This is a genomic window from Pseudomonadota bacterium, assembly GCA_039193195.1.
In the GTDB taxonomy this organism is placed as follows: domain Bacteria; phylum Pseudomonadota; class Gammaproteobacteria; order Steroidobacterales; family JBCBZW01; genus JBCBZW01.
Map to the genome: position 1 here is coordinate 22,210 of JBCCWS010000010.1, position 19,200 is coordinate 41,409.

19 protein-coding genes are annotated in these 19,200 nt (G+C 64.9%); 8 read left to right on the plus strand and 11 right to left on the minus strand.

Features of this window, described 5'->3' with window-relative positions; genetic code table 11:
• Positions 1 to 31 precede the first annotated feature (31 nt).
• Genes AAGA68_10810 through AAGA68_10820 form a run of 3 tightly spaced genes read left to right on the plus strand, consistent with a single transcriptional unit; the run spans position 32 to position 4,325 of the window.
• The gene (locus AAGA68_10810; GenBank protein MEM9385542.1) at positions 32 to 1,651 is read left to right on the plus strand and encodes a putative Ig domain-containing protein; all 1,620 of its coding nucleotides are present in this window, start codon (positions 32 to 34) and stop codon (positions 1,649 to 1,651) included.
• 12 nt (positions 1,652 to 1,663) lie between these two features.
• On the plus strand, positions 1,664 to 3,064 hold the full coding sequence (locus AAGA68_10815) for a trypsin-like peptidase domain-containing protein (GenBank protein ID MEM9385543.1): 1,401 nt from the start codon (positions 1,664 to 1,666) through the stop codon (positions 3,062 to 3,064).
• A 7-nt stretch (positions 3,065 to 3,071) separates the two neighbouring features.
• On the plus strand, positions 3,072 to 4,325 hold the full coding sequence (locus AAGA68_10820) for a nucleoside transporter C-terminal domain-containing protein (GenBank protein ID MEM9385544.1): 1,254 nt from the start codon (positions 3,072 to 3,074) through the stop codon (positions 4,323 to 4,325).
• A gap of 64 nt (positions 4,326 to 4,389) precedes the next feature.
• Here AAGA68_10820 and AAGA68_10825 read toward each other — a convergent pair whose 3' ends face one another.
• Positions 4,390 to 5,100, minus strand: coding sequence for a type II CAAX endopeptidase family protein (locus AAGA68_10825; protein MEM9385545.1), 711 nt, complete (start codon positions 5,098 to 5,100; stop codon positions 4,390 to 4,392).
• Positions 5,101 to 5,160: 60 nt separating this feature from the next.
• Entirely contained in the window at positions 5,161 to 5,970 is an 810-nt protein-coding gene (locus AAGA68_10830; GenBank protein MEM9385546.1) for an AraC family transcriptional regulator, read from the minus strand.
• Between the two features lie 129 nt (positions 5,971 to 6,099).
• On the opposite strand from AAGA68_10830, the gene AAGA68_10835 reads away from it, so the two are divergent.
• Together AAGA68_10835 and AAGA68_10840 are read left to right on the plus strand one after the other, a co-directional pair.
• Positions 6,100 to 7,146 carry a hypothetical protein gene (locus tag AAGA68_10835; protein MEM9385547.1) on the plus strand — a complete coding sequence of 349 codons (1,047 nt, stop codon included), beginning with the start codon at positions 6,100 to 6,102 and terminating at the stop codon, positions 7,144 to 7,146.
• Between the two features lie 129 nt (positions 7,147 to 7,275).
• Complete coding sequence (locus AAGA68_10840) at positions 7,276 to 8,358, plus strand: hypothetical protein (GenBank protein ID MEM9385548.1); 1,083 nt, start codon at positions 7,276 to 7,278, stop codon at positions 8,356 to 8,358.
• Here AAGA68_10840 and AAGA68_10845 read toward each other — a convergent pair.
• The 4 genes from AAGA68_10845 to AAGA68_10860 are packed head-to-tail and all read right to left on the minus strand — an operon-like array spanning position 8,336 to position 12,552.
• On the minus strand, positions 8,336 to 9,283 hold the full coding sequence (locus AAGA68_10845; protein MEM9385549.1) for a hypothetical protein: 948 nt from the start codon (positions 9,281 to 9,283) through the stop codon (positions 8,336 to 8,338). The genes AAGA68_10840 and AAGA68_10845 overlap by 23 nt on opposite strands.
• Positions 9,270 to 10,124, minus strand: coding sequence for an SdiA-regulated domain-containing protein (locus AAGA68_10850; protein ID MEM9385550.1), 855 nt, complete (start codon positions 10,122 to 10,124; stop codon positions 9,270 to 9,272). The genes AAGA68_10845 and AAGA68_10850 overlap by 14 nt, the downstream gene beginning before the upstream one ends.
• Positions 10,125 to 10,128: 4 nt before the next feature.
• The gene (locus tag AAGA68_10855; GenBank protein ID MEM9385551.1) at positions 10,129 to 10,761 is read right to left on the minus strand and encodes a DUF4956 domain-containing protein; all 633 of its coding nucleotides are present in this window, start codon (positions 10,759 to 10,761) and stop codon (positions 10,129 to 10,131) included.
• Between the two features lie 3 nt (positions 10,762 to 10,764).
• Entirely contained in the window at positions 10,765 to 12,552 is a 1,788-nt protein-coding gene (locus tag AAGA68_10860) for a metallophosphoesterase (GenBank protein ID MEM9385552.1), read from the minus strand.
• Between the two features lie 185 nt (positions 12,553 to 12,737).
• On the opposite strand from AAGA68_10860, the gene AAGA68_10865 reads away from it, so the two are divergent.
• Positions 12,738 to 13,910: a hypothetical protein gene (locus tag AAGA68_10865; GenBank protein ID MEM9385553.1), complete on the plus strand. Its 1,173-nt coding sequence runs from the start codon at positions 12,738 to 12,740 to the stop codon at positions 13,908 to 13,910.
• A gap of 2 nt (positions 13,911 to 13,912) precedes the next feature.
• Here AAGA68_10865 and AAGA68_10870 read toward each other — a convergent pair whose 3' ends face one another.
• The gene (locus AAGA68_10870) at positions 13,913 to 14,281 is read right to left on the minus strand and encodes a cupin domain-containing protein (GenBank protein MEM9385554.1); all 369 of its coding nucleotides are present in this window, start codon (positions 14,279 to 14,281) and stop codon (positions 13,913 to 13,915) included.
• A 71-nt stretch (positions 14,282 to 14,352) separates the two neighbouring features.
• Here AAGA68_10870 and AAGA68_10875 point away from each other — a divergent pair, with 71 nt between their 5' ends.
• Positions 14,353 to 14,922, plus strand: a complete 570-nt coding sequence (locus AAGA68_10875; protein ID MEM9385555.1) for a GNAT family N-acetyltransferase — start codon at positions 14,353 to 14,355, stop codon at positions 14,920 to 14,922.
• A 19-nt stretch (positions 14,923 to 14,941) separates the two neighbouring features.
• Here AAGA68_10875 and AAGA68_10880 read toward each other — a convergent pair whose 3' ends face one another.
• Positions 14,942 to 15,163 (minus strand): SlyX family protein, encoded by a 222-nt coding sequence (locus tag AAGA68_10880; protein MEM9385556.1) that lies wholly within the window; start codon positions 15,161 to 15,163, stop codon positions 14,942 to 14,944.
• Positions 15,164 to 15,287: 124 nt separating this feature from the next.
• On the opposite strand from AAGA68_10880, the gene AAGA68_10885 reads away from it, so the two are divergent.
• Complete coding sequence (locus AAGA68_10885; protein ID MEM9385557.1) at positions 15,288 to 16,076, plus strand: N(G),N(G)-dimethylarginine dimethylaminohydrolase; 789 nt, start codon at positions 15,288 to 15,290, stop codon at positions 16,074 to 16,076.
• Here AAGA68_10885 and AAGA68_10890 read toward each other — a convergent pair.
• The 3 genes from AAGA68_10890 to AAGA68_10900 are packed head-to-tail and all read right to left on the minus strand — an operon-like array spanning position 16,068 to position 19,076.
• Complete coding sequence (locus AAGA68_10890; protein MEM9385558.1) at positions 16,068 to 17,132, minus strand: endonuclease/exonuclease/phosphatase family protein; 1,065 nt, start codon at positions 17,130 to 17,132, stop codon at positions 16,068 to 16,070. The genes AAGA68_10885 and AAGA68_10890 overlap by 9 nt on opposite strands.
• 4 nt (positions 17,133 to 17,136) lie before the next feature.
• Positions 17,137 to 18,405, minus strand: coding sequence for a tyrosine--tRNA ligase (gene tyrS, locus AAGA68_10895; GenBank protein MEM9385559.1), 1,269 nt, complete (start codon positions 18,403 to 18,405; stop codon positions 17,137 to 17,139).
• Positions 18,402 to 19,076, minus strand: a complete 675-nt coding sequence (locus AAGA68_10900) for a dienelactone hydrolase family protein (protein MEM9385560.1) — start codon at positions 19,074 to 19,076, stop codon at positions 18,402 to 18,404. Before AAGA68_10900 ends, tyrS begins: the two co-directional genes overlap by 4 nt.
• Positions 19,077 to 19,200: the final 124 nt, after the last annotated feature.

A 19,200-nucleotide genomic window follows, 5' to 3' on the forward strand; every position in this document is an offset into this window, starting at 1 on the left:
ATGCTCCTAGGTTTACGGTGACGGGCGTTCGATGAGCAGTCGCTTCACTCGTATCGAGCGCGTGCTGCGAATGTTCACCCCGATTCGCCCGGGCGAGGGGCCCGGCATCATCGTGCTGGCCCTCAACGCCTTCCTGCTGCTCTCGGCCTACTACATCTTCAAGACCCTGCGCGAGGCCCTGATCCTCTCGGAGTCTGGCGCCGTGGGCAAGAGCGTGGCCACAGGCCTTGTCGCCCTGGTGCTGATCTTCCTGGTGCCGCTCTACGGTGTGGTGTTTCGCCATACGAATCGTACCGAATTAGTTTACTGGGTGAATGCGTTCTTCCTCACCATGCTCGCCTGCCTGTTTGCCATGGGGCTAGCGGGCGGTTCCGTGGCGACGCTTTACTACGTGTGGGTGGGTCTGTTCGGGGTGATGGTGATCGCTCAGTTCTGGGCCTACGCCACCGACATCTACAACGTGAAGAGCGGCCAGCGGGTGTTTCCGATCGCGGTGGCCGCCTCCTCGATCGGCGCCCTGGCTGGCTCATGGTTCAGCCAGTACGCGTTTATCACGCTCGACATGAGCCCCTACGGTCTGATGATTATCGCCTCAATCCTTTGCATTCTCAGTACGTTGCTCTATCGGCCCGCACGTTACCTGGCGCCAGAGGACTCGCGCTGTATCGAGTGCGAGTACATGAAGCCCAAGGGCGAGAGCCTGTTCGGTGGCTTCGCGGTGGTGTGGGGTGATCACTACCTGCGCCTCCTCGCCCTTTTCACCGTGATGCTCAATTGGATCAACTCCTCCGGCGAGTTCATCCTGGCGCAGGTGGTGGAGGAACGGGCCCGAGAGATGGTGCAGACAGGACTCACGCAGCTCAGTGTGGAGCAGTACGTGGGCGCCTTCTACGGCAGCTTCTCCTTCGCCTTCAACGCCTTGGGGTTGCTCCTGCAGCTCTTCGTCGTGTCGCGCTTGCTGAAGGTCATCGGCCTGCGCCGCGCGCTGCTGATCCTGCCAGTGTTGGTGGCGCTGAGCTACGGTCTGATCCTGTTCGTGCCGATCTTCTCCCTGATTCGCCTCACCAAGGTGGTGGAGAACGGCGTGGACTACTCGCTCATGAACACGGTTCGCCACGCGCTCTACCTGCCCACGGCGCGCGAGGTGAAGTACGAGGGAAAGACCGCCATCGATAGCTTCTTTTGGCGATTCGGGGATCTGCTGCAGGCGGGCGTCATCTACGCTGGGGTGACCTGGTTCGACTTCGGTGTGCGTGCCTTCGTGCTGCTCAACCTGGGGCTCGCGCTCGTCTGGCTGGGCTTGTCGGTGATCGTGGGTCGGGAGTTCGGCCGCATGACCCGCCAGAACGCCCCTAACGTGGCCCCGGTGTTGGCGCGGGCGATCCCAGACCAGGCCGTCACCCCGTCGAGTCGCTTCGCCTTCGAATTGGCCCAGGACACCTTCACCGATCAGGACCCGGGCGATGTGATCACCTTGAGTGCTCGCGTCGCGGGCAGTGAGCGGCTGCCTCGCTGGCTGCGCTTCGACCCAGCCGCAGGCCGCTTTTCCGGCGTGGCCCCGTTCCGCTTCGAGGCCTTCGATATCCGCGTCGTCGCCACCGATCTCGAGGGCCTAGAGGCCGTCGGGAGCTTCCGCATCTCGCCTGCGTAGGAAACCAGAGCCATGCCCGTCGCGCCCCGAATCCGTCGCCTCGTGTCTGCCTTGCTGTTTGTGGCCATCATGGCGGCCCCCCCGCCGCTGTCGGCACAGCGCATGCTGGGGAGGCTGAATGAGTCGATCACCGAGCTCTCCGAGCAGGTCGCGCCCGCAGTGGTGCAGATCCTCGTTTCTGGCTATCGAGTCGTGCCCGGCCGGGGCAGCGCCGTGCTCGTCCCCCAGCGCGGGTCTGGTTCAGGCGTGCTGGTGGATCCTAGTGGCTACATCGTCACCAACTACCACGTGATCGAGAACGGCGAGATCATCGAGGTTGCGCTGACAGACCGCACCTATGAGCAGGAGGGGCGGTCCATCGTGCGACCGCCCTCGGCCCTGCTCGCGGCGAGCGTCGTCGGCGTCGATCGCGAGACCGATCTGGCCGTGCTCAAGGTGCAGGCTGAGGGCCTGCCGTTCCTCCCCTTCGCCGACTCCGATGAGCTAAGCCCTGGTCAGCTAGTGTTCGCCTTCGGCAGCCCTCGAGGTTTGCAGAACTCGATCTCGATGGGCGTGATCAGCGCCGTCGGGCGGCAGCTTTCTCCCGATGCACCCATGGTCTATCTGCAGACGGATGCAGCGATCAATCCCGGCAACAGCGGGGGACCCCTGGTTGACTTGCAGGGGCGTGTGGCCGGTATCAATACGTCTATCTTCACTCAGTCGGGAGGCAGCGAGGGAATCGGTTTCGCTGCGCCCGCCAATATCGTCGAGACCATCTACGAGCGGATCCGCGAGGATGGGCGCATGCGTCGCGGGACCATCGGTGCAGACACGCTGACGATTTCGCCGGCGTTGGCGCGAGGGCTGGGGCTGGATCGCTCGTATGGCGTGGTAATTGAAGACGCCTTCCCAGGTGGACCTGCCGCGGTGGCCGGTCTGCTGCCCGGTGATGTGGTGGTGGCGCTCGATGGCAAGGTGATGGAGAACGCGCGTCAGTTCGATGTCAACGTCTACCTAAAGCCCATCGGCGGCAGCGTACGCCTCACGGTGCTGCGAGGTGGCGGCACGGTGGAGCTGCTGGTCCCTGTTATTGAGCGCCCGGACCGGCAGATGAGTATCGGTGGCGGGGCTTCGGTCAACGAGCAGCGAGTCGAGCGCCTCGCTATCTTTGCGGTGGATCTCGATGAGCAGACCGGCGCGCTGCTGCCACCGACGCGTCGCCCCGTGGGCGTAGTGGTCGGCGCGCTACTGCCGAGCGCGACGCCGGAGCAGACCACCTTGCAGTCTGGCGATATCATCTACTCCGTCAACGGTCGCGTCGTGGACAACCTCGAGGAGCTGAGGCGAGAGTTGGCGAGTCACCCGCCCGGGGCAGGCTTGGTCCTGCAGGTGGAGCGCCAGCGGCGCCTGCAGTACTTGGTGCAGGAGTAGCGTCTAGGTGGGCAGTCTCCTGCACAGTGTGATCGGCATCTTGGCGTTGTTGGCGTTCGCCTTTGCCTTGAGCGAGTCCCGGGGGGCTATTCGCTGGCGTCTCCCAGTAGCTGCGCTCGGGCTGCAGTTCGCCCTAGCGCTGTTGTTTCTCAAGTTCCCGGCCAGTGCAGGCGTGTTCGGCGTAGTCGCAGACGGCGTGCTGGCCCTGCAGGGGGCGAGCGAGGTGGGGGCGTCCTTCGTCTTCGGCTACCTGGGCGGTGCCCCGCTGCCGTTCGAAGAGACGGCGCCAGGCTCGAGCCTCGTACTTGCCTTTCGCATCATGCCCATCTTGCTGTTCATCAGCGCTTGGACGGCGCTGCTGTCCTACTGGCGCGTGCTGCCCGCCATCGTGCAGGCCTTCGGTTGGGCCCTCGAGCGCACCCTGGGTGTGGGCGGTGCCGTAGGCGTAGCGACGGCAGCTAACGTTTTCGTTGGAATGATCGAGGCGCCACTTTTCGTGCGCGGCTACCTGGCGCGTTTGAGCCGCGGCGAGTTGTTCGCCGTGATGTGTGCGGGCATGGCGACGATCGCTGGCACCATGTTCGCGCTCTACTCCACGGTGCTGGCACCGGTCATTCCCGACGCGCCAGGGCACCTGCTGACTGCCTCGCTGATCAGCATGCCTGCCGCCATCATGATCGCGTATCTAATGGTGCCCCTAGAGGGTCCCGCCACGCCAGCTTCTGCGGAGGAGCCCTTCGAGGCGGCGAGCAGCATCGACGCGCTCACCGTGGGCACCCAGAGTGGGGTTCAACTGTACATTGGCGTGGTGTCCATGTTGTTTGTGTTTGTCGCGAGTGCCGCGCTGGTCAATGGCGCCCTAGGCCTGCTGCCAGATGTCGCCGGCGGGCCGATCAGCCTGGAGCGAGTGCTGGGCGCGCTAATGGCACCGCTGGCATTGGCGATCGGATTGCCCTGGGAGGAGGCACTCACGGGAGGCGCATTGCTCGGTAAGAAGGTCGTGCTAAACGAGTTTTTGGCGTACCTCGATCTGGCTGCTCTGAGCGACTCGGAACTCTCTGCGCGCAGCCGCCTCATCCTCACGTACGCCCTGTGCGGATTCGCTAATCTAGGTAGCCTAGGGATTTCGATCGGTGGTTTGGCCAGCCTGGTGCCCGAGCGCCGCGTGGAAATCATCGAGTTGGGCATCAAGAGTATCGTGGGCGGCACCCTGGCGACCGCCTTGACTGGGGCCGTTGTCGGCCTCGTGCTGTTGGTGTGAATGCGCCCGTGTGAGAGGATCTCCTCATCTCCCATGGCTCTGACGACAGCTCAAGTTGACGCCGCTACACGTCCCAGTTCTTGTACATCGCCGTAAAGGTCAGCGTGTTGAAGGCCGCGTGGGCGATCATCAGGGGCCACAGATTGCGGCGATAGGCGAGGTAAAGGATGCCGAGCGTGAGACCGATGACCCCGGTCGTGATCAACCCGCGCGGGCCCTGGTAGTACAGGTGGCCCACACCGAACACAAGGGCCGGCACGAACAGCGTCAAAGCGGTGCCTAGGCGTGTGGGGCCGAGGCCCTTGCCCAGCTGGTGGATCATGATGCCGCGGAAGTAGAGCTCCTCTGCTGGGCCTGCGAACCACAGGATGGGTATCCAGCTCAGGTACAGCGGCGTGTTGCCTTCTAGATCGCCGAAACGCATTTGCGGTCCCGTAGGGTCAGCCGCCATGAACGCGAAGCCGAGCGACTCGCCGGCGAAGGCGATGCCCGCCCCGGAGGCGGGAATCAGCAAGAAGGCGAGCAGGGTCTGCGGGAGCAAAAGCAGCCACTGCCTGCGCTTGGTGACGGCGACGAGCCCTAGGTCCGCGAACGATGCTCCACGCCAGCGCAGGTATGGGACGAACACGCTGAGCGTCAGGGCTAGGGCGATGGGGCCGGAGTAGCGCCAGATGAGCTGGTCGAGCGCAGCCTTGACCAAATGCCCGATGATCACGATACCGAGGAATTCGATCAGGGCCAGCTGCCGCGCGGTGAGGGGACTAGTGCTCGTCATCTCGTCAGTCTGTCCGCGCGGCCCGGCGCAGGTATTGAACGATCGTGCGCGGCTCTCGCCTCAGGGGGCGCTGTGGACGGAGCTCGCCCAGCGCTTAGGCGCCTGACCGTAGGTTTTCTTGAAGTGACGGTTGAAATGGCTCTGGTCGGCAAAACCGCAGGCGTGGGCGATGTCGGCCAGTCGCTCACCCGTGAGGAGTCGCTGGCGCGCTAGATCGAGGCGTCGCATCACCAGGTAGCGGTAGGGGCTGGTGCCGAGCAGAGCGCGGAAATCGCGGGAGAGCTGCCAGCGACTCTGCCCCGTAACCTGTTCCAGCGTAGCTAGCTCAAAGCCGTCGATAAGGTGCGTGTCAATGTAGTCTCGCGCGCGCGCGACGGCGCTCACATCGCTGGCCGGAATCACCTCCGCTGCCGGTGTCGTGCGGTCGCCGAGGTGAGCTAGTAGCTGGGCTAGATCGTAGAGGGTGTCATCGTACTCAGCTGCCTCGAGGGGATGATCCAGCTCACCGAGGAGCGTCGCCAGCACTGCCCGCAAGCGCCGATCGTCGCTCACGCCACCTCGAATGAAGGGCAAGGGGCGTCCGCCCAGAACGTGCTGTAGGTCGCCTGGCGCGATGCAGATGGACTGGTAACCAAACCCCTCGTCGGTGCCGGCTTGGCCATCGTGGAGCTCATCGGGGTGTAGGACGATGATGCCGCCCGGAGACGAGTGGCGCAGGGCGCCTCGGTAGTTGAAGCTTTGCACGCCGCGGGTGGTGACGGCGAAGGTGTAGGTATCGTGGCGATGAGGTGCGTAGGCGTTGCCGTAGAAGAACGCCTCCATGCACTCTCGGGATCCCTCACTGCGTCGTATCCAGCCACGTTCTGTCATATCGGCCTCTAACACGGTCCGCGGGGCCTGCATGGCCATGCTAGCAGCGGTGCGACAAGGCGACGATCGGTCGCAACCCTTCCGCGGTGTCGTGACATCTGATCGCCAGGTACTTCAGAGGAGATGCAGGTGCGTGCAGGGATCGTTCGTCTAGTGGCCCTGTCGCTCATGGTGGGGGTGATCTGTGGCGCCGCTGGAGCGACGCCCACGCCAGCCTTGCGTGCGAAGGACCGGGTGCGATTGGCCGAGGCCTTTGCGCTAGCAGCGGCCCTTGCGGATCTTTGGCCCGGCTGGGACGAGGTGCCCTTCGCCGTGCTGCTGGTGACCGACGAGGACGAGTTCCTCGTTCGACACCCATCTCCGCCCGCAGGCGAGTTCCAACCGTTGGGGCACGATCCGCTGCTCGCTGGCGATGTCCTGCATCGCCCTGCCAGCGGAAGATTCTCGCCGGAGATTCTCGCCACCTTTCCCGCCTTTGACAGCGTGAACACCGTGGTGGTGGGGACCCCAGAGCGCACCGGCAAGTCGTCGACGCAGTGGGTGTTGACCCTTCTCCACGAGCGCTTTCACCAGTGGCAGTTCAGCGGCGAAGGCTACTTCACAGCAGTCGAGAAGCTGGACTTGAGCGGGGGAGATGATAGCGGCATGTGGCAGCTCAACTATCGCTTTGCCTATGAGGATAGACGCATTGCGCAGGCGCTCGATCGCTACCGTGCGGTCGTTGCCAAGGCAGTAGTGAACGCAGCCGATGGCAACCCGGTCGACGTTGCCAAGACAGTGGTCGATGCCCGAGAGAGGCTACGTGAGGCGATGACGCCGGCAGACTATCGCTACTTCGACTTTCAACTCTGGCAAGAGGGCGTCGCGCGGTATACGGAGCTTCTCGTGGCCCGCGAGGCTGCGCACAGACACACCCCTTCCGAGGCCTTCCGCAAGCTGGCGGATGTCGTTTCCTACGCTCAGGCGCTGACCCAACTGAAGGCGCAGCTGGCGAGCGAGCTTACCCGCCTCGACTTGGCCCGGCATAGGCGCCTGGTGTTCTACCCCTTGGGTGCCCAAGAAGCGCTGCTGCTCGACGTGCTTCACCCGGATTGGCGCAAGCGCTACTACGCCCACAAATTCTCACTGGGAACGCTGCTGCCGAGAGGGATGGCGGACCCGCGCGTGGTGCAGTAGAGCCTTGCTTTACCGCGCGTGAGGGCTGCCGCTGGAGACTCGCGCTGCATCTTTGCTTGGGGCATCCTAGCCGTCCATGTGCGCGGCGCCCATGCTGAGAGGTCGACCGCTGAAGGAGGCGCTCGCCCAGTGACCGCTAGGGCCCGATCCGAGAGATGCTTTCAGCTCGCCACTGCCGCAGTCGCGGCGCTGCTCGCCAGTAGCACGGCCGTTGGCGCAGGCGCGGCGCCGGACCCGCTCTTCCTCAGCGACGAGCCCCTGGCGCTGTCCCTGACGTTGGATTTACGCGCGTTGGAGCGCAACACGGATGAGCCGCGCGATCACCCCGTCACCGTGAAGGTCGACGAGGGCCGAGGCGAAGTCCTGGTGCTCGATGCCAAGCTCCGCCCGCGGGGACACAGCCGTCGCAGGCTCTGCGACTTTCCACCCCTACGCTTGGATCTGCCGAAGGGTGCGGTTGCGGACACGGTCTTCGCCCACCAGAACAAGCTCAAACTGGTGACTCACTGCGTCAGTATGGGCAAGCGCAGCCGCAACGCACGCGCTCATGTGGCCCTTGAGTACCTCGCCTATCGCATACTCAATCGCCTCACGGAGGTGAGCTTCCTCGTCCGCCCCCTGCGGGTTGCCTACGTGGATGCGCGCACGGGCCGCGAGCATGAGCATGGTGCCTTTGTGATCGAGCACAAGCGACGGCTAGCGGCGCGCCTCGGCTGGCCGGTGGCAGAAGTGGAGCGGATTTCGAGAGCCGAGCTCGATCCCGAGGTGGCCTCCCGAGTGGATCTGTTTCAATTTCTGATCGGCAATACGGACTACTCGATCGTGGCCGGCGAGCCGGGTGAGGACTGTTGCCACAATGCGATCGCCCTGAAGCGCGACAGTCACTATCTGCCTGTACCTTATGACTTTGATATGTCGGGACTGGTCAACAAGCCCGAAGCCAAGCCGAGGCGCAGCTTGGGCATTCGTAGCGTGCGCCAGCGCCTGTTTCGGGGCTTCTGTCGCGATCCGCAGTATCTCGACGGCGCGATCGCCCAGTACGTCGCCGCTCGCGAGGAGCTGATGGCGGAGGTGGCGCGGGCTGCAGAGCTCTTCGCGCTGCCGAAAGCCTCGCGCATGATGGCGGATAAGTTCGTCGACGATTTCTACGCGGAGGTGTTGCTCGCGCCCGTTCAGCTCGAGCGCAAAATCAAACGGCGCTGCCGCGAGTAGCGCCCTTAAGCCAGTCTGCCACCAGGGTAGCGGTGCGCGGATGGATCAGGTAGCCGAGGGCGTTGTGTGGGTTCGGGCGGCCGTAGCGTCTGGCAAGATTGAAGACGCCGAAGTCCTCCAGGCGGCTGATATAGCGGTTTCCCAGCATGGGGTCGAAGTCGTTTGCCACGGTCATGTCGTGGCACACATAGTCGTCTTCGGCCGCCACGTTGAACCAATGGGTAACGTTGCGCGGATAGCGCTCCTGCACCCTGCGCGTGGCGCCGAGCATGCCTTTGCGCACGGCATCGCTGGCCAGCGGCGATCCCACCGTGAGCAGCACCTTGAGCTTGTGTTGGGGCGCAGGGTCGCGGTGGGAGAGTAGCCACAGGCACTCGAAGGCGACCACGCTGCCCATGCAGTGGGCGAGCAGCAGCGTGTCCTCGCCGTTCTCAAGCGCCGGGCGTAGCACTGTGAGCAGGCGCTCGCGAACCTCTGAGGCGAAGCTCTGATCGCGTCGATAGGCGAGCAGCTCCGGTGCCATCTTGCCAATGAAGGGATCTTCGGCTCGCAGGGTATTGGCGAACGGTGCGGTGAGGTTGGCCAGTAGCTTGCTCTTCCCGGAGCGACGCTTCATGCGGTAGTAGTGCTGACTGCGGAACTGCTTGGTGCTATCGAGGGCCGCAAGTTCGGCGAGGGCGGTCTGCAGGTCGGCCAGGTCGAGCTGCGGGTCGCAGGTGCGCCCGAGCTCATCGAGCACGGGCTGAAGTAAGTCGCCGTAGTACACGAAGCTCGTGGCGAGCGCGTCGAGCTTGGGTAGCTGCTTGGGATGATCGCGCTCGATGCCCCGGCGCAAGGCTTGATGCCAGAGCGGTTGGAGTTCTTCGCGAGAAGGCTTGCGTCCGCGGCCGTGGACCAGGATCAGATGCTGTTTAGCGTTGGCCATAGCGTGCCAGTCGGCCCCGTTTCTTCCCGCCCTCATCGGCGATCATGACTAGTCCGTTCTCGCCGATCGCCAGCCCCTCGCTCTGACGGTGCAGGGACGCAAAGGGCAGCTGCTGCGCTTCGATCAGGGTCAACTGGTCGGACCCGTCCGCGGTGCGTAGGCGGGCGACGGCCCGTTGGCGCGCGGCCAGCAACCACAGGCTGCCGTCCGCCCTGTCGATGGCCACGGCTGAGGGCTGGAAGTCCTCGGCGTCAACGGCGGCGGCGAGTATATCCTCGTCGATGCGCAAGCTGGTGAGATCGTCGCCGCCGAGGGACCAGCGGTACAGGCGGACTTCGCGCTTTCGCCCCCGTTCCAGCACGCGCTTGCAGGCCAGGAGCAGGGCATCGCCGCGACGGTCGTAGGCGAGACCTTCGAACTCGCAGTGCTTACCTAGGCCGGTGTCGCGGCGCGCGCCGACGGCCTTGGCACCGTCCGCGACCGGTGCAAAGCGCAGCAGGATGCCATCGCTGGTGAGGGCGTAGAGCGTATCGCCCACGGCAGCTAGCCCTTCGAAGTCGCCGCGCAACGCCGGGTCGCCCACCGCAAAGCGCCGGCGCAGGCTGCCGTCACGGTAATCGATCTCGTACACCACGGCGCGTTCATCGTCGATGGCGAACAGCCGCTGTCGCTCATCTAAGGCCAGCCCCGATACCTCACGCAGGCCCTCGGGCAGTTTCCACTGAACCGGCGCCTCGGTGCCCAAGCGCGCCTGCACCGTGTCGGTGGCTTGTGGCGGGTTCGCACGGGCGCAGACACCTATCGTCGCGAGGCCGATAAGCAGCGTTAGGGACAGGCGCATGCGCCTACAACTCCTCATCGCGTGCATCGCGACCGGACAGGAAGTTCTGCAGTCGCGAGGATGGGTCTGAGCCGTACTCGGTGATCCACAGCCCAAGCGCCACGTAGACGAAGGCAATCGATGTAACGATGCCCACGCCGAGGGCGGCGACGCCGGCACCGAGCCCCACCACGATCGCGAGGAAGATGTAGAGCGAGTGCACGGGGTCCTCCAGGGTGAAGCGAAAGCGCACGGCGGCGAAGATACCCGCCAAGCTGAAAGCGAGGGCTAAGCTGTTGGCCACGATCATCGCCGTGCCGGCGACGACGATCGGCAGCATGACGATGGTGAACACGAAGGACTGGTCCAGCTTTTTCGGTTTCGTGGTCATGAAGTAGACCCAAGAGACTGGCAACATGACTAAGGTTGCGCCGGCAATGGCGACGGCCAGGCGAAGTGCATCGAAGCCCCGGGCGAGGCTTGAGGCGACGACCTCGAAGGCGTCTGCGCCACTCGCGGCCAGGGTGTCCAAGCCTCCGAAGGGCAGCCACGGTGCCCACTCTGCGTATTGAGTCACGGCCCACACCAGCGAGAGCAAGACGACGTAATAGCAGGTAATGAGGAAGATCGGCCCTGCGGTGCGGCTTAGGCGGCGCATCTGTCAGCGTCTCCGATAGTGACCGAGGAGGGCGCTGCGGCGAGCCTCGAGGGCACGCAGCTGCGGTCGGCTCAACAGGATGCTGAGCACCTCCTCTTGGAAGGTCTCATCCACTCGCTCAAGCAACGCGATGGCGACATCGGCCGGCATGTCCGGCGCGGCCACCTCGTTGCTGCTGCTGGCGGCGAACGCGTCGTCATGGCCCGTGAGGCGGATCGCGTAGCCGGGCACCGAGTAGGCGATCTCCTGTGCGCGTCGCTGGTGACCGATGAGTGCGTCGAACAAGCGAATCAGGGCGAACGGATGGCCCGCGCCGCAGTAGTTCGGCACGATGCGTTTGGCTTGCTTGCGAGCCGGTTCGGTCAGCCACTCGCCCTCGTTCAGGCGCAGCACTACCCCGTCCCGACCCTCACCTCGCTCGGCCACCAGGGGCACGAACCCGAGGCCGAGCTGCCGGTCGATCCGGTGCGCGGCGAGCACGCGACGCCGCGCCCGGTTGCCGAGGTCGAGCACCTCGACCTTCGCCTGCGCCCCGTCCAACGTTAGGGTGGCGCCACCCGGCCCGTTCGCTTCCCTGAGGATGCCGCGCTCGAACAGTTGGTCGAGGCGTTCCGCGTCTTGGCCGCCAAGTACGGCGGGCGCGTCGGCGACGACGGTTTGCTGCTGGCCGTCCGGGGAGAGGACTCGCGGTGCTTCGCCCTGCACCAGCAGCAGCGCCCTGGGCTGGCCGCCGTAGTAGCGCTTGAGCATGCCTGTGTCGAGGAGTAAGACCCGTCCATTCAAGCGCGATCGTATCCGATGGTCTGCCTGCGGCGTGTGGCCGACGGCCACCCGCGCTGCCCCAAGCTGGGCCAACGCGCGCTGCAGCGGCAGCGCTTCGAGCGCCGGGTGGCAGGCCGCATTGCCCCGGTACCATAGAGGGCCCGTGGCGCCGAACAGCTCGGCGCTGGCGACGCGCTGCAGGTTGGGGCGCAGGGATTTGGCTGACGGCGGAAGGCTAGCGAGACCCTTAGGCGTGCCGAGGTCCACCACGTTCTGATCGAGAAGGTCGGCGCGCTGTAGGGATTTCTCGGCACGCAGTTCGGTCGCTTCGCGCAGTGTCGCATTTAGCGCCGGCACCCACTGCTTGGCCGGTATCGCTGCGGCTTGTGGGTAAAGGCCGCCGTGGACGAAGGCTGTGTCGTTGATGACGGCGATAATCGGCTTCTCGAGCAGCCAGCGGCCGTAGGCACCTCGGGGGGAGAATGCGGCGCGGTGGGCGAAGAAACCTGCAGGACGTTTGCGGATGACCGCCTCGTCGTGCTTGGCGCCGCGGGTGCGCTTCAGGGCGGCCTCGCGAAGGGCCTCGTCCTCAGGCCCCGCAAAGGCCGCATACTCTTCCTTGGCCACGTAGCGCAGGTCGCCCGTTAGATTCATCTGCTCGTGGTTGCCTATCAGCACATGCACGTGGCCACCAGCGGCGCCCGCTTCGCCCTCCAGGCGCATTAGCAGGTCCATTACCCGTCGCGAGTCGGGGCCGCGATCGAGGAGGTCGCCAAGGCTCACCAGGTGCGTATCACCGCCGATCCAGTGATCGTCTCCGTCGATGATCTCCGCAAAGGCGAGCAGCGTACGCAGGGCATCGTAGTCGCCGTGTACGTCGCCGAAGGCGATTACTCGCGCCACGTTCTGCCAGCGCCAGGCGGGCGATTCGTCGCCTGCGCAGGCCGCGCCGCTCAGGAGCAAGGTCGCCAACACGGCGGCCGTCGTCGACCCGGCGTGGTGGCATCGCGAATTGCCTCGAGCGCTCAAGCGTTCTCTCCGTGTCGATGGCGATCGAAAGGTGGCGTGGGTCCTAAGCGTGAGGCCTTCGGCCGCGTCAAGTCCACTAGGCAGTCGCGTCGCGAGCCGATGACGTATCGAAAGGTCTGGTCCTCCAGAGTAAGCTAAAGGTCTTGCTGTGCCTGATTGGGTTGTGTGCGTTGCGGAAGTTCGTCTTGTCGATCGTCGTGTTGCTGGTGCTGCTGCTAGGGCTCATCGGCTGGTTTGGGAGTGTGGGCGATGGGCTCAGCGTACAGCCCACGGTGCCGGTGGCCTCGATCATGAGGCAGGAACCGGAAGCCGCTGAGGGCGCGTCCCAGGCGGTCGGTGTGTCCCTGGCCCCAGAGGCGGCGGACTGCACTCGCGCTAGGGGGATTCAGGCGCGCTTGCGTGATGCGATAGGGCGAAGCCTATCGTTCTTTCTCGCCACTCAGGACACGCTGATGGGTGATCTCGATCGCTGGCCTGATCAGCTTGAGGGCAGCACTGATCCGGAGGCGCTGTACGTGGCCGGAGGTGGGTTTGGGCATCGACCCGACCACATGGCGCCGAGCGAGCGGATTGAGCGTTTGGGCAAGGCGCTCGCGGTCGACACGACCAACCCCATGTACCTGTCCTCGCTCCTGAATCTGTGTACACAGCATCCATCGCTGCCCGATTGCGATTTACCTGATGCGGAGCGCCGCCTTGCGGAGTTCGATGGTGACAACGGCCTGAGCTGGGCGCTGATCGGCATGAGCTGTGCCAAACGCGAAGAAGCGCCGTGCGTGGTGGAGGCGATGGAGCGGGCGGCACAGGCGCCGGCCTTTCGTGACTACTACATCGACCGCGCGCTGCTGATGGAGCGGGTGATGGGCGCCGCCGGGATCAGCTTTCCCATGCGCTCTGTCGCGGGCTTCGGATTCGCTTTGGAGGATCTGCCATCGCCGGTCAGAGTCATCGAGGCCTGCCGCATGATCGAGTCGCCGCGCCTGGATCACGCGTGCTTTGGCTTCGGGCAGCGTCTGGAGGTAGAGGGGGGGACCATGTGGACCCAGTCGCTCGGTCGCGCAGTGCTTGCGGTGGCAGCGAAGCGCTTGGGCGATGAGCAGGCCGTGGAAGCTGTTCGCGCACGCGGCAAACGCGCCAACGATGAGCGTCTCGCCCTTCACGGGGACAGCAGTCTCGCGGCAACTAACGATGTCTTCACCGCCCGCTTGCTCTGGGATCGAGACTTCTTTCTCGACTTCATGTCCCACATGCGACAGGTGGGGGAACACCAAGCCTACGTCGACGGCGCACGGGGTTGGGGAACGGGGCCGTCCGAGTGCTTGACACCGATGGAGCTCCTGCGCCCGGACGATACCTGAGCTCAGGGAAGCTGCTCCTCGAGCGAGCGAGTCTGCGCCGTGACCTTACCGCCCGTGTGCAGGGTTGAGCGCCGCTCGATCAACATCACTTGGCATTCCTCTTCGGCGATGGGGTTGTGCATGACCCCGCGCGGGACCACGTAGAGATCGCCTGGCTTCAGTACCACCGTCCGATCCTCCAGCTCGATCGTCAGGCACCCGCTCAAGACGTAGAACAGCTCGTCTTCGTCCTCGTGGCAGTGCCAGGTGAAGGTGCCATGCAAGCGCGCTACCTTCACGTAGTGCTCATCGAAGGCGGCGACAACTCGCGGCGACCAGGTGTCTTCAAGTTCTGCCGCGATGGCTTGGGGGCTGATCGATGACGTGCTCATAGGTTGAGGCTCCTCAGGGGCGATCACGACGGCTACTATGCCAAAGTGAACGACACCACGGCATACCGATCATGAGTCCCACGCCCATCGTCCTGCGCACTCCGCGTCTGCTCATGCGCCAGTGGCGAGAAGAGGATCGCGCCGTGGTGATCGCGATGGGTGAGAACCAACAGGTGATGGCCCACTACCCCTCCACCCTCACCCCCGAACAGAGTCGCGCCGTGTGGCAGCGCCTGTTCGATGGCATCGCTGCACGCGGCTGGGGGCTCTGGGCCACCGAGCGCGTCGACACGGGCGAACTCGTTGGCTTTGTTGGTATCACCCCGCCGCGACACCGCACGCCCTACGACCCCTGTATCGAGATCGGCTGGCGCCTGCTGCCGGCGCACTGGGGGCAGGGCTTTGCCACCGAGGCTGCGCAAGGCGCGCTGCGTTTCGGTTTCGAGGAGTTGGCGCTGGAGGAGATCCTGGCTTGGACGACGCTCGGTAACAAGCGCTCTCAAGCGGTGATGGAGCGCCTGGGAATGGCGCGCGACAGACAGACCTTCGAGCATCCGGCGATCCCCGCAGGCAGCCCCTTGCGCGAGCACTGTGTCTACCGACTGAGAGCTTCGCGCTGGCGCAATGCGCAGGCTGGCTGAGCGCGGGGGCGGACGGCGCTCAGTAGTGCGGGGGAGGCACGTCGTCGTCTTGCGCAGGCGCGGCGCTCGCTGCCAGGGCTTCTTGCAGGCGAGTGGCCAAGTGGTCGATCTGCTGGCGTAGGGCAGCGATGTCCTGCCCCTGCCGGGTGAGCACATCGCTCAGACTGTTCTGGGCATCATCCTGGAAGGCCTGCCGGCTCTCTAGGGCGTCGAGCCTACTCTCCAGCTCGCGCTCGTTCATGCACATCTCCCTCGGGTGGTTGCCGTGCGCGGATGGCTCCGACGTTGGTCGTGCCCCTGGGGCTCTCGATGCGAGCCACACTTGCGCTAGGCTAATCGGATTTCGCTCCGAAGGTCACCACTGCATGTTCACGCACGCGATCGTTCGCCCGCCGAATGCCAGCCTGACGCAGGCGCTTACGACGAGTTCGGCCTTGGGAGAGCCCGATCCCGCCCTGGCCGCCCGTCAGCATCAAGCGTACGTAGACGCCCTGGCACGCTGTGGGGTGGAGGTACGTAGCTTGGGGCCCGCGCCGGAGTTTCCGGACAGTCCTTTCGTTGAGGATACGGCGCTGCTCACCCCGCGCGGCGCCGTGACCACGCGGCCGGGAGCGCCATCGCGGCGCTCGGAGGCCGCCCTGAATAGGTCCGCGATCGAGGGTTACTTCGATGAGATCTACGCCATCGAGGCGCCCGGTACCCTGGATGCCGGCGATGTGATGATGGTGCGTGATCACTACTACATTGGCCTCTCGGGGCGCACGAATGGCGAAGGCGCGCGGCAGCTTGGGGCGATACTCAATCGTTGGGGCTACGAGGCGAGCACGGTTGCGCTGGCGGACGGGCTCCACCTAAAGAGCAGTGTAAGTTACCTCGAGCATGGACACCTGCTGATCACCGAGGCACTTGCCTCGCATCCGGCCTTCGCGCCGTTCACGCGGGTACTGGTGCCGGAGGAGGAGATGTACGCGGCCAACGCCTTGTGGGTCAACGAGACTCTGCTGGTGGCGGAGGGGTTTGCGCGCACGCTTGCGCGGGTCCGAGATGCCTTGACGCTGCCCATTATCACCCTCGCCATGAGCGAGTTCGAGAAGGTGGATGGCGGACTGAGCTGCCTGTCGTTGCGCTTCCGACCAACCCGCCGTTCAGCGTGAACCTGCTGGGGCGAGCGTGACCAGCAGCGGCAGATGGTCACTCAGCTGACCGGCTTTTTGATAGACGCGCGCCTCGCGCACCTCGAAGCCAGCGCCGACCAGTGCGTGATCGAGCGTGCGGGAGGGATCGCTGGCGGGGAAGGTGTAGTAGGCACTCGGGTTGATGCGATAGTCCCGCGCGGCGACGACGTCACGAAGCCCGCCGATACTGCGCAGCATTTGCAAGGTTTCATCGCCGAGGAAACTCGTGTCCGGTGCGTCGACGAAGCCTGCTTGTACGGGCGCCTCCGGCGGTATGGCGTTTAAGTCGCCTGCTAGCACCGTGAGCGCTGGCAGTTCGCCGCGCAGACGGTCGGCCAGCATCTTGGCCTGCCGCACGCGATTGACTCCGTCGTAGGCCTCGAGGTGCAAGTTCACCAGTTGCACCTCGCCGAAGGGTGTGGCCGCAGTGACCTGCTGGGCGTAGCGGAACAGGTAGAACAAGTTGTAGTGCAGAGGGTTTCTTTCCGGCTTCGGAAAAAGCTCCATGCGATGCTCGCTTAAGGCGAAGCGGCTGAGGATGGCACCACCGGAGGACATGCGACCGAAGTGATCGGCGGGCGGCCAGTAGGGAAAGGGCACCCAGTTGGCGCGCCAGCTCACCCCGCGCGCTACGTACGGCAAACCGGCGGCAAGGGCGATAGCCTGCGCCTGGTCCTGGTGATAGCTGCGCGTGGCGTCGAAGTCGACCTCCTGCAGTAACACGATGTCGGCGCCAGCGTCGCGCACCACGGCCCCCATCGCGGCCATCGTCTGCTCGAAGTGCGACTGCGCCCTCTTTGATCCGGCGCCCGTCGACCCCTCGCCGTAGCCCCAGGCGATATTCCAGATCAGCAGGCGCAGTGTTTGTGGCGAACTGGACGCCTCGGGCGCTAGGTCCCCGAGCTGTGCGGTTGGTGCTTCGAAGCTCTGGGCCGCCTGTAGGCCGCCTGCCATCCAGAGCACGCCCGCAGCGAGCAGGCACGGTAACAGGATCAGACCGAGGGCGGCGTAGCGCAGGCGAAAGCGTAAGCGCATCGTCCTACTGCGGCTTCAACAGCGCGTGGCGCTTGCGACCTGCACTCAGTTTGATCACCCCGTTGCTATCCAGGCGGCTCGTGTCCAGGCGGGCGGTGGGATCGGCGATAGGCTCATCGTTGACCTTGATCGCTCTACCGGTGACTAGGCGTCGCGCTTCGCTGTTCGAGTTGGCGAGGCCCGCCTGGCGCAGCGCATCGAGGATGCCAAGGCCATCTCCCTCCAGTTGGGCGAGCTCCACGACTACGGTGGGAAGGCCTTGGGCAGCGCTACCTTGCTCGAAGGCCTGCGCTGCTGTTTGCGCGGCCTGGCGTGCCGCCTCCGGGCCGTGGGCAAGCGCGGTGATCTCCGTCGCTAGGCGCTTCTTCGCTTCATTGATTTGGGCGCCTTGGAGAGCGGACAGGTGCTCGATCTCTTCGATGGATAGCTCCGTAAACAGGCGGAGGAAGCGGCCGACGTCGGCATCCTCGGTGTTGCGCCAGTACTGCCAGAACTCATACGGCGAGAGCATTTGTGGGTTTAGCCAGACCGCGCCGCTCGCCGTCTTCCCCATCTTCGCGCCGGAGGCGGTGGTGAGCAGCGGCGTGGTCAGCGCGTAAAGCTGGGCGCCCTGAACTCGGCGCCCCAGATCGATCCCCGTCACGATGTTGCCCCACTGGTCAGAGCCGCCCATCTGCAGGGACACATCGTAGCGGCGGTGCAACTCCACGAAGTCGTAAGCTTGCAAAATCATGTAATTGAATTCTAGGAAGGAGAGGGAGCTCTCCTCGCGCGACAGACGCAGCTTCACCGAGTCCATCGTCAACATGCGGTTTACGGAGAAGTGGCGCCCGTAGTCGCGTAGGAAGTCGATGTAGTCGAGGTCGAGCAGCCAGTCGGCGTTGTTCACCATCACCGCGTCAGTGGGGCCATCGCCGAAGGTGAGGTAGCGAGCGAATACCTCGCGAATGCCCGCCAGGTTGGCTGCGATCTGCTCTTCGTCGAGCAGCTTACGTGCCTCGTCCTTGCCCGACGGATCACCGACGCGCGTCGTGCCGCCGCCCATGAGGACGATCGGTCGGTGTCCGCAGCGCTGTAGCCAACGCAGCAGCATGATCTGTACCAGGCTGCCGGCATGCAGGCTCGGTGCTGTGCAGTCAAAGCCGATGTAGGCGCTGACCACGCGCTCGCCAGGTGCGCCGAGTGCCTCGTCCAGGGCCGCGGGTGCGCTGAGCTGGTGGATCAGACCACGTGCTTCAAGCACCTGCAGGAAGCTCGAGCGGTAGTGACTCAAGGAAAGAGCTCCCCGAGGAACGACTGGAGACTGTCCCACGAGCGGCGTTCAGCGTCCGCGCTGTAGGCGATGCCGGCGGTCGGGTCGTTGGCGCCGGGCTTGCTAAAGCTGTGCAAGGTGTGGCCGTACGCGTGGATCTGCCAGTCCGCCTTTGCTTGCGTGAGCTCTCCGGCCAGTCCGACCATCACCTCCGGCGGCGCCATAGGATCATCGTAGCCATGGAGCACAAGAATCTTGGCGGTGATCTTCGGCGGCAGACCTAGCTGCCCAGGCGGGTGGAACAGGCCATGCAGGCTGACCACGCCCGCCAGGTCCGCTCCCGAGCGCGCTAGATCGAGAACGCATAGCCCGCCGAAGCAGTATCCGATCGCAGCTATGCGACCCTCATCCACCTCCTCCTCGTTTCGCGCCGCCGCCAAGGCCGCGTGTAGACGGGCTTGCAGCCGCTGGCGATTGTCGAGGAGCGGCTGCATGAGCGCCGCGTTCTCGTCGGCATTGCTACCGCGCGTGCCCTTGCCATAGACATCGATTGCGATGCCCACGTAGCCGAGCTCGGCGATGGCTTGGGCGCGCTCCTCTTCAAACTCACTGCGCCCACCCCAGGCGTGGGCGATAAGCACCGCGGGACGCGGCGTGCGGGTGTCTGAGGGCGAGACGAGATGCGCGTCCATCGTCAAGCCATCGTGTTGGTAATCAAACAGACGGGGAGGGCGGGCCATAGTCTTGGAGATCTCGCGGTTTCGGAACGTTGCCGCGAGGGTAGCCGGAGCGCCGCAGGGTTGCCAGCACGAACGG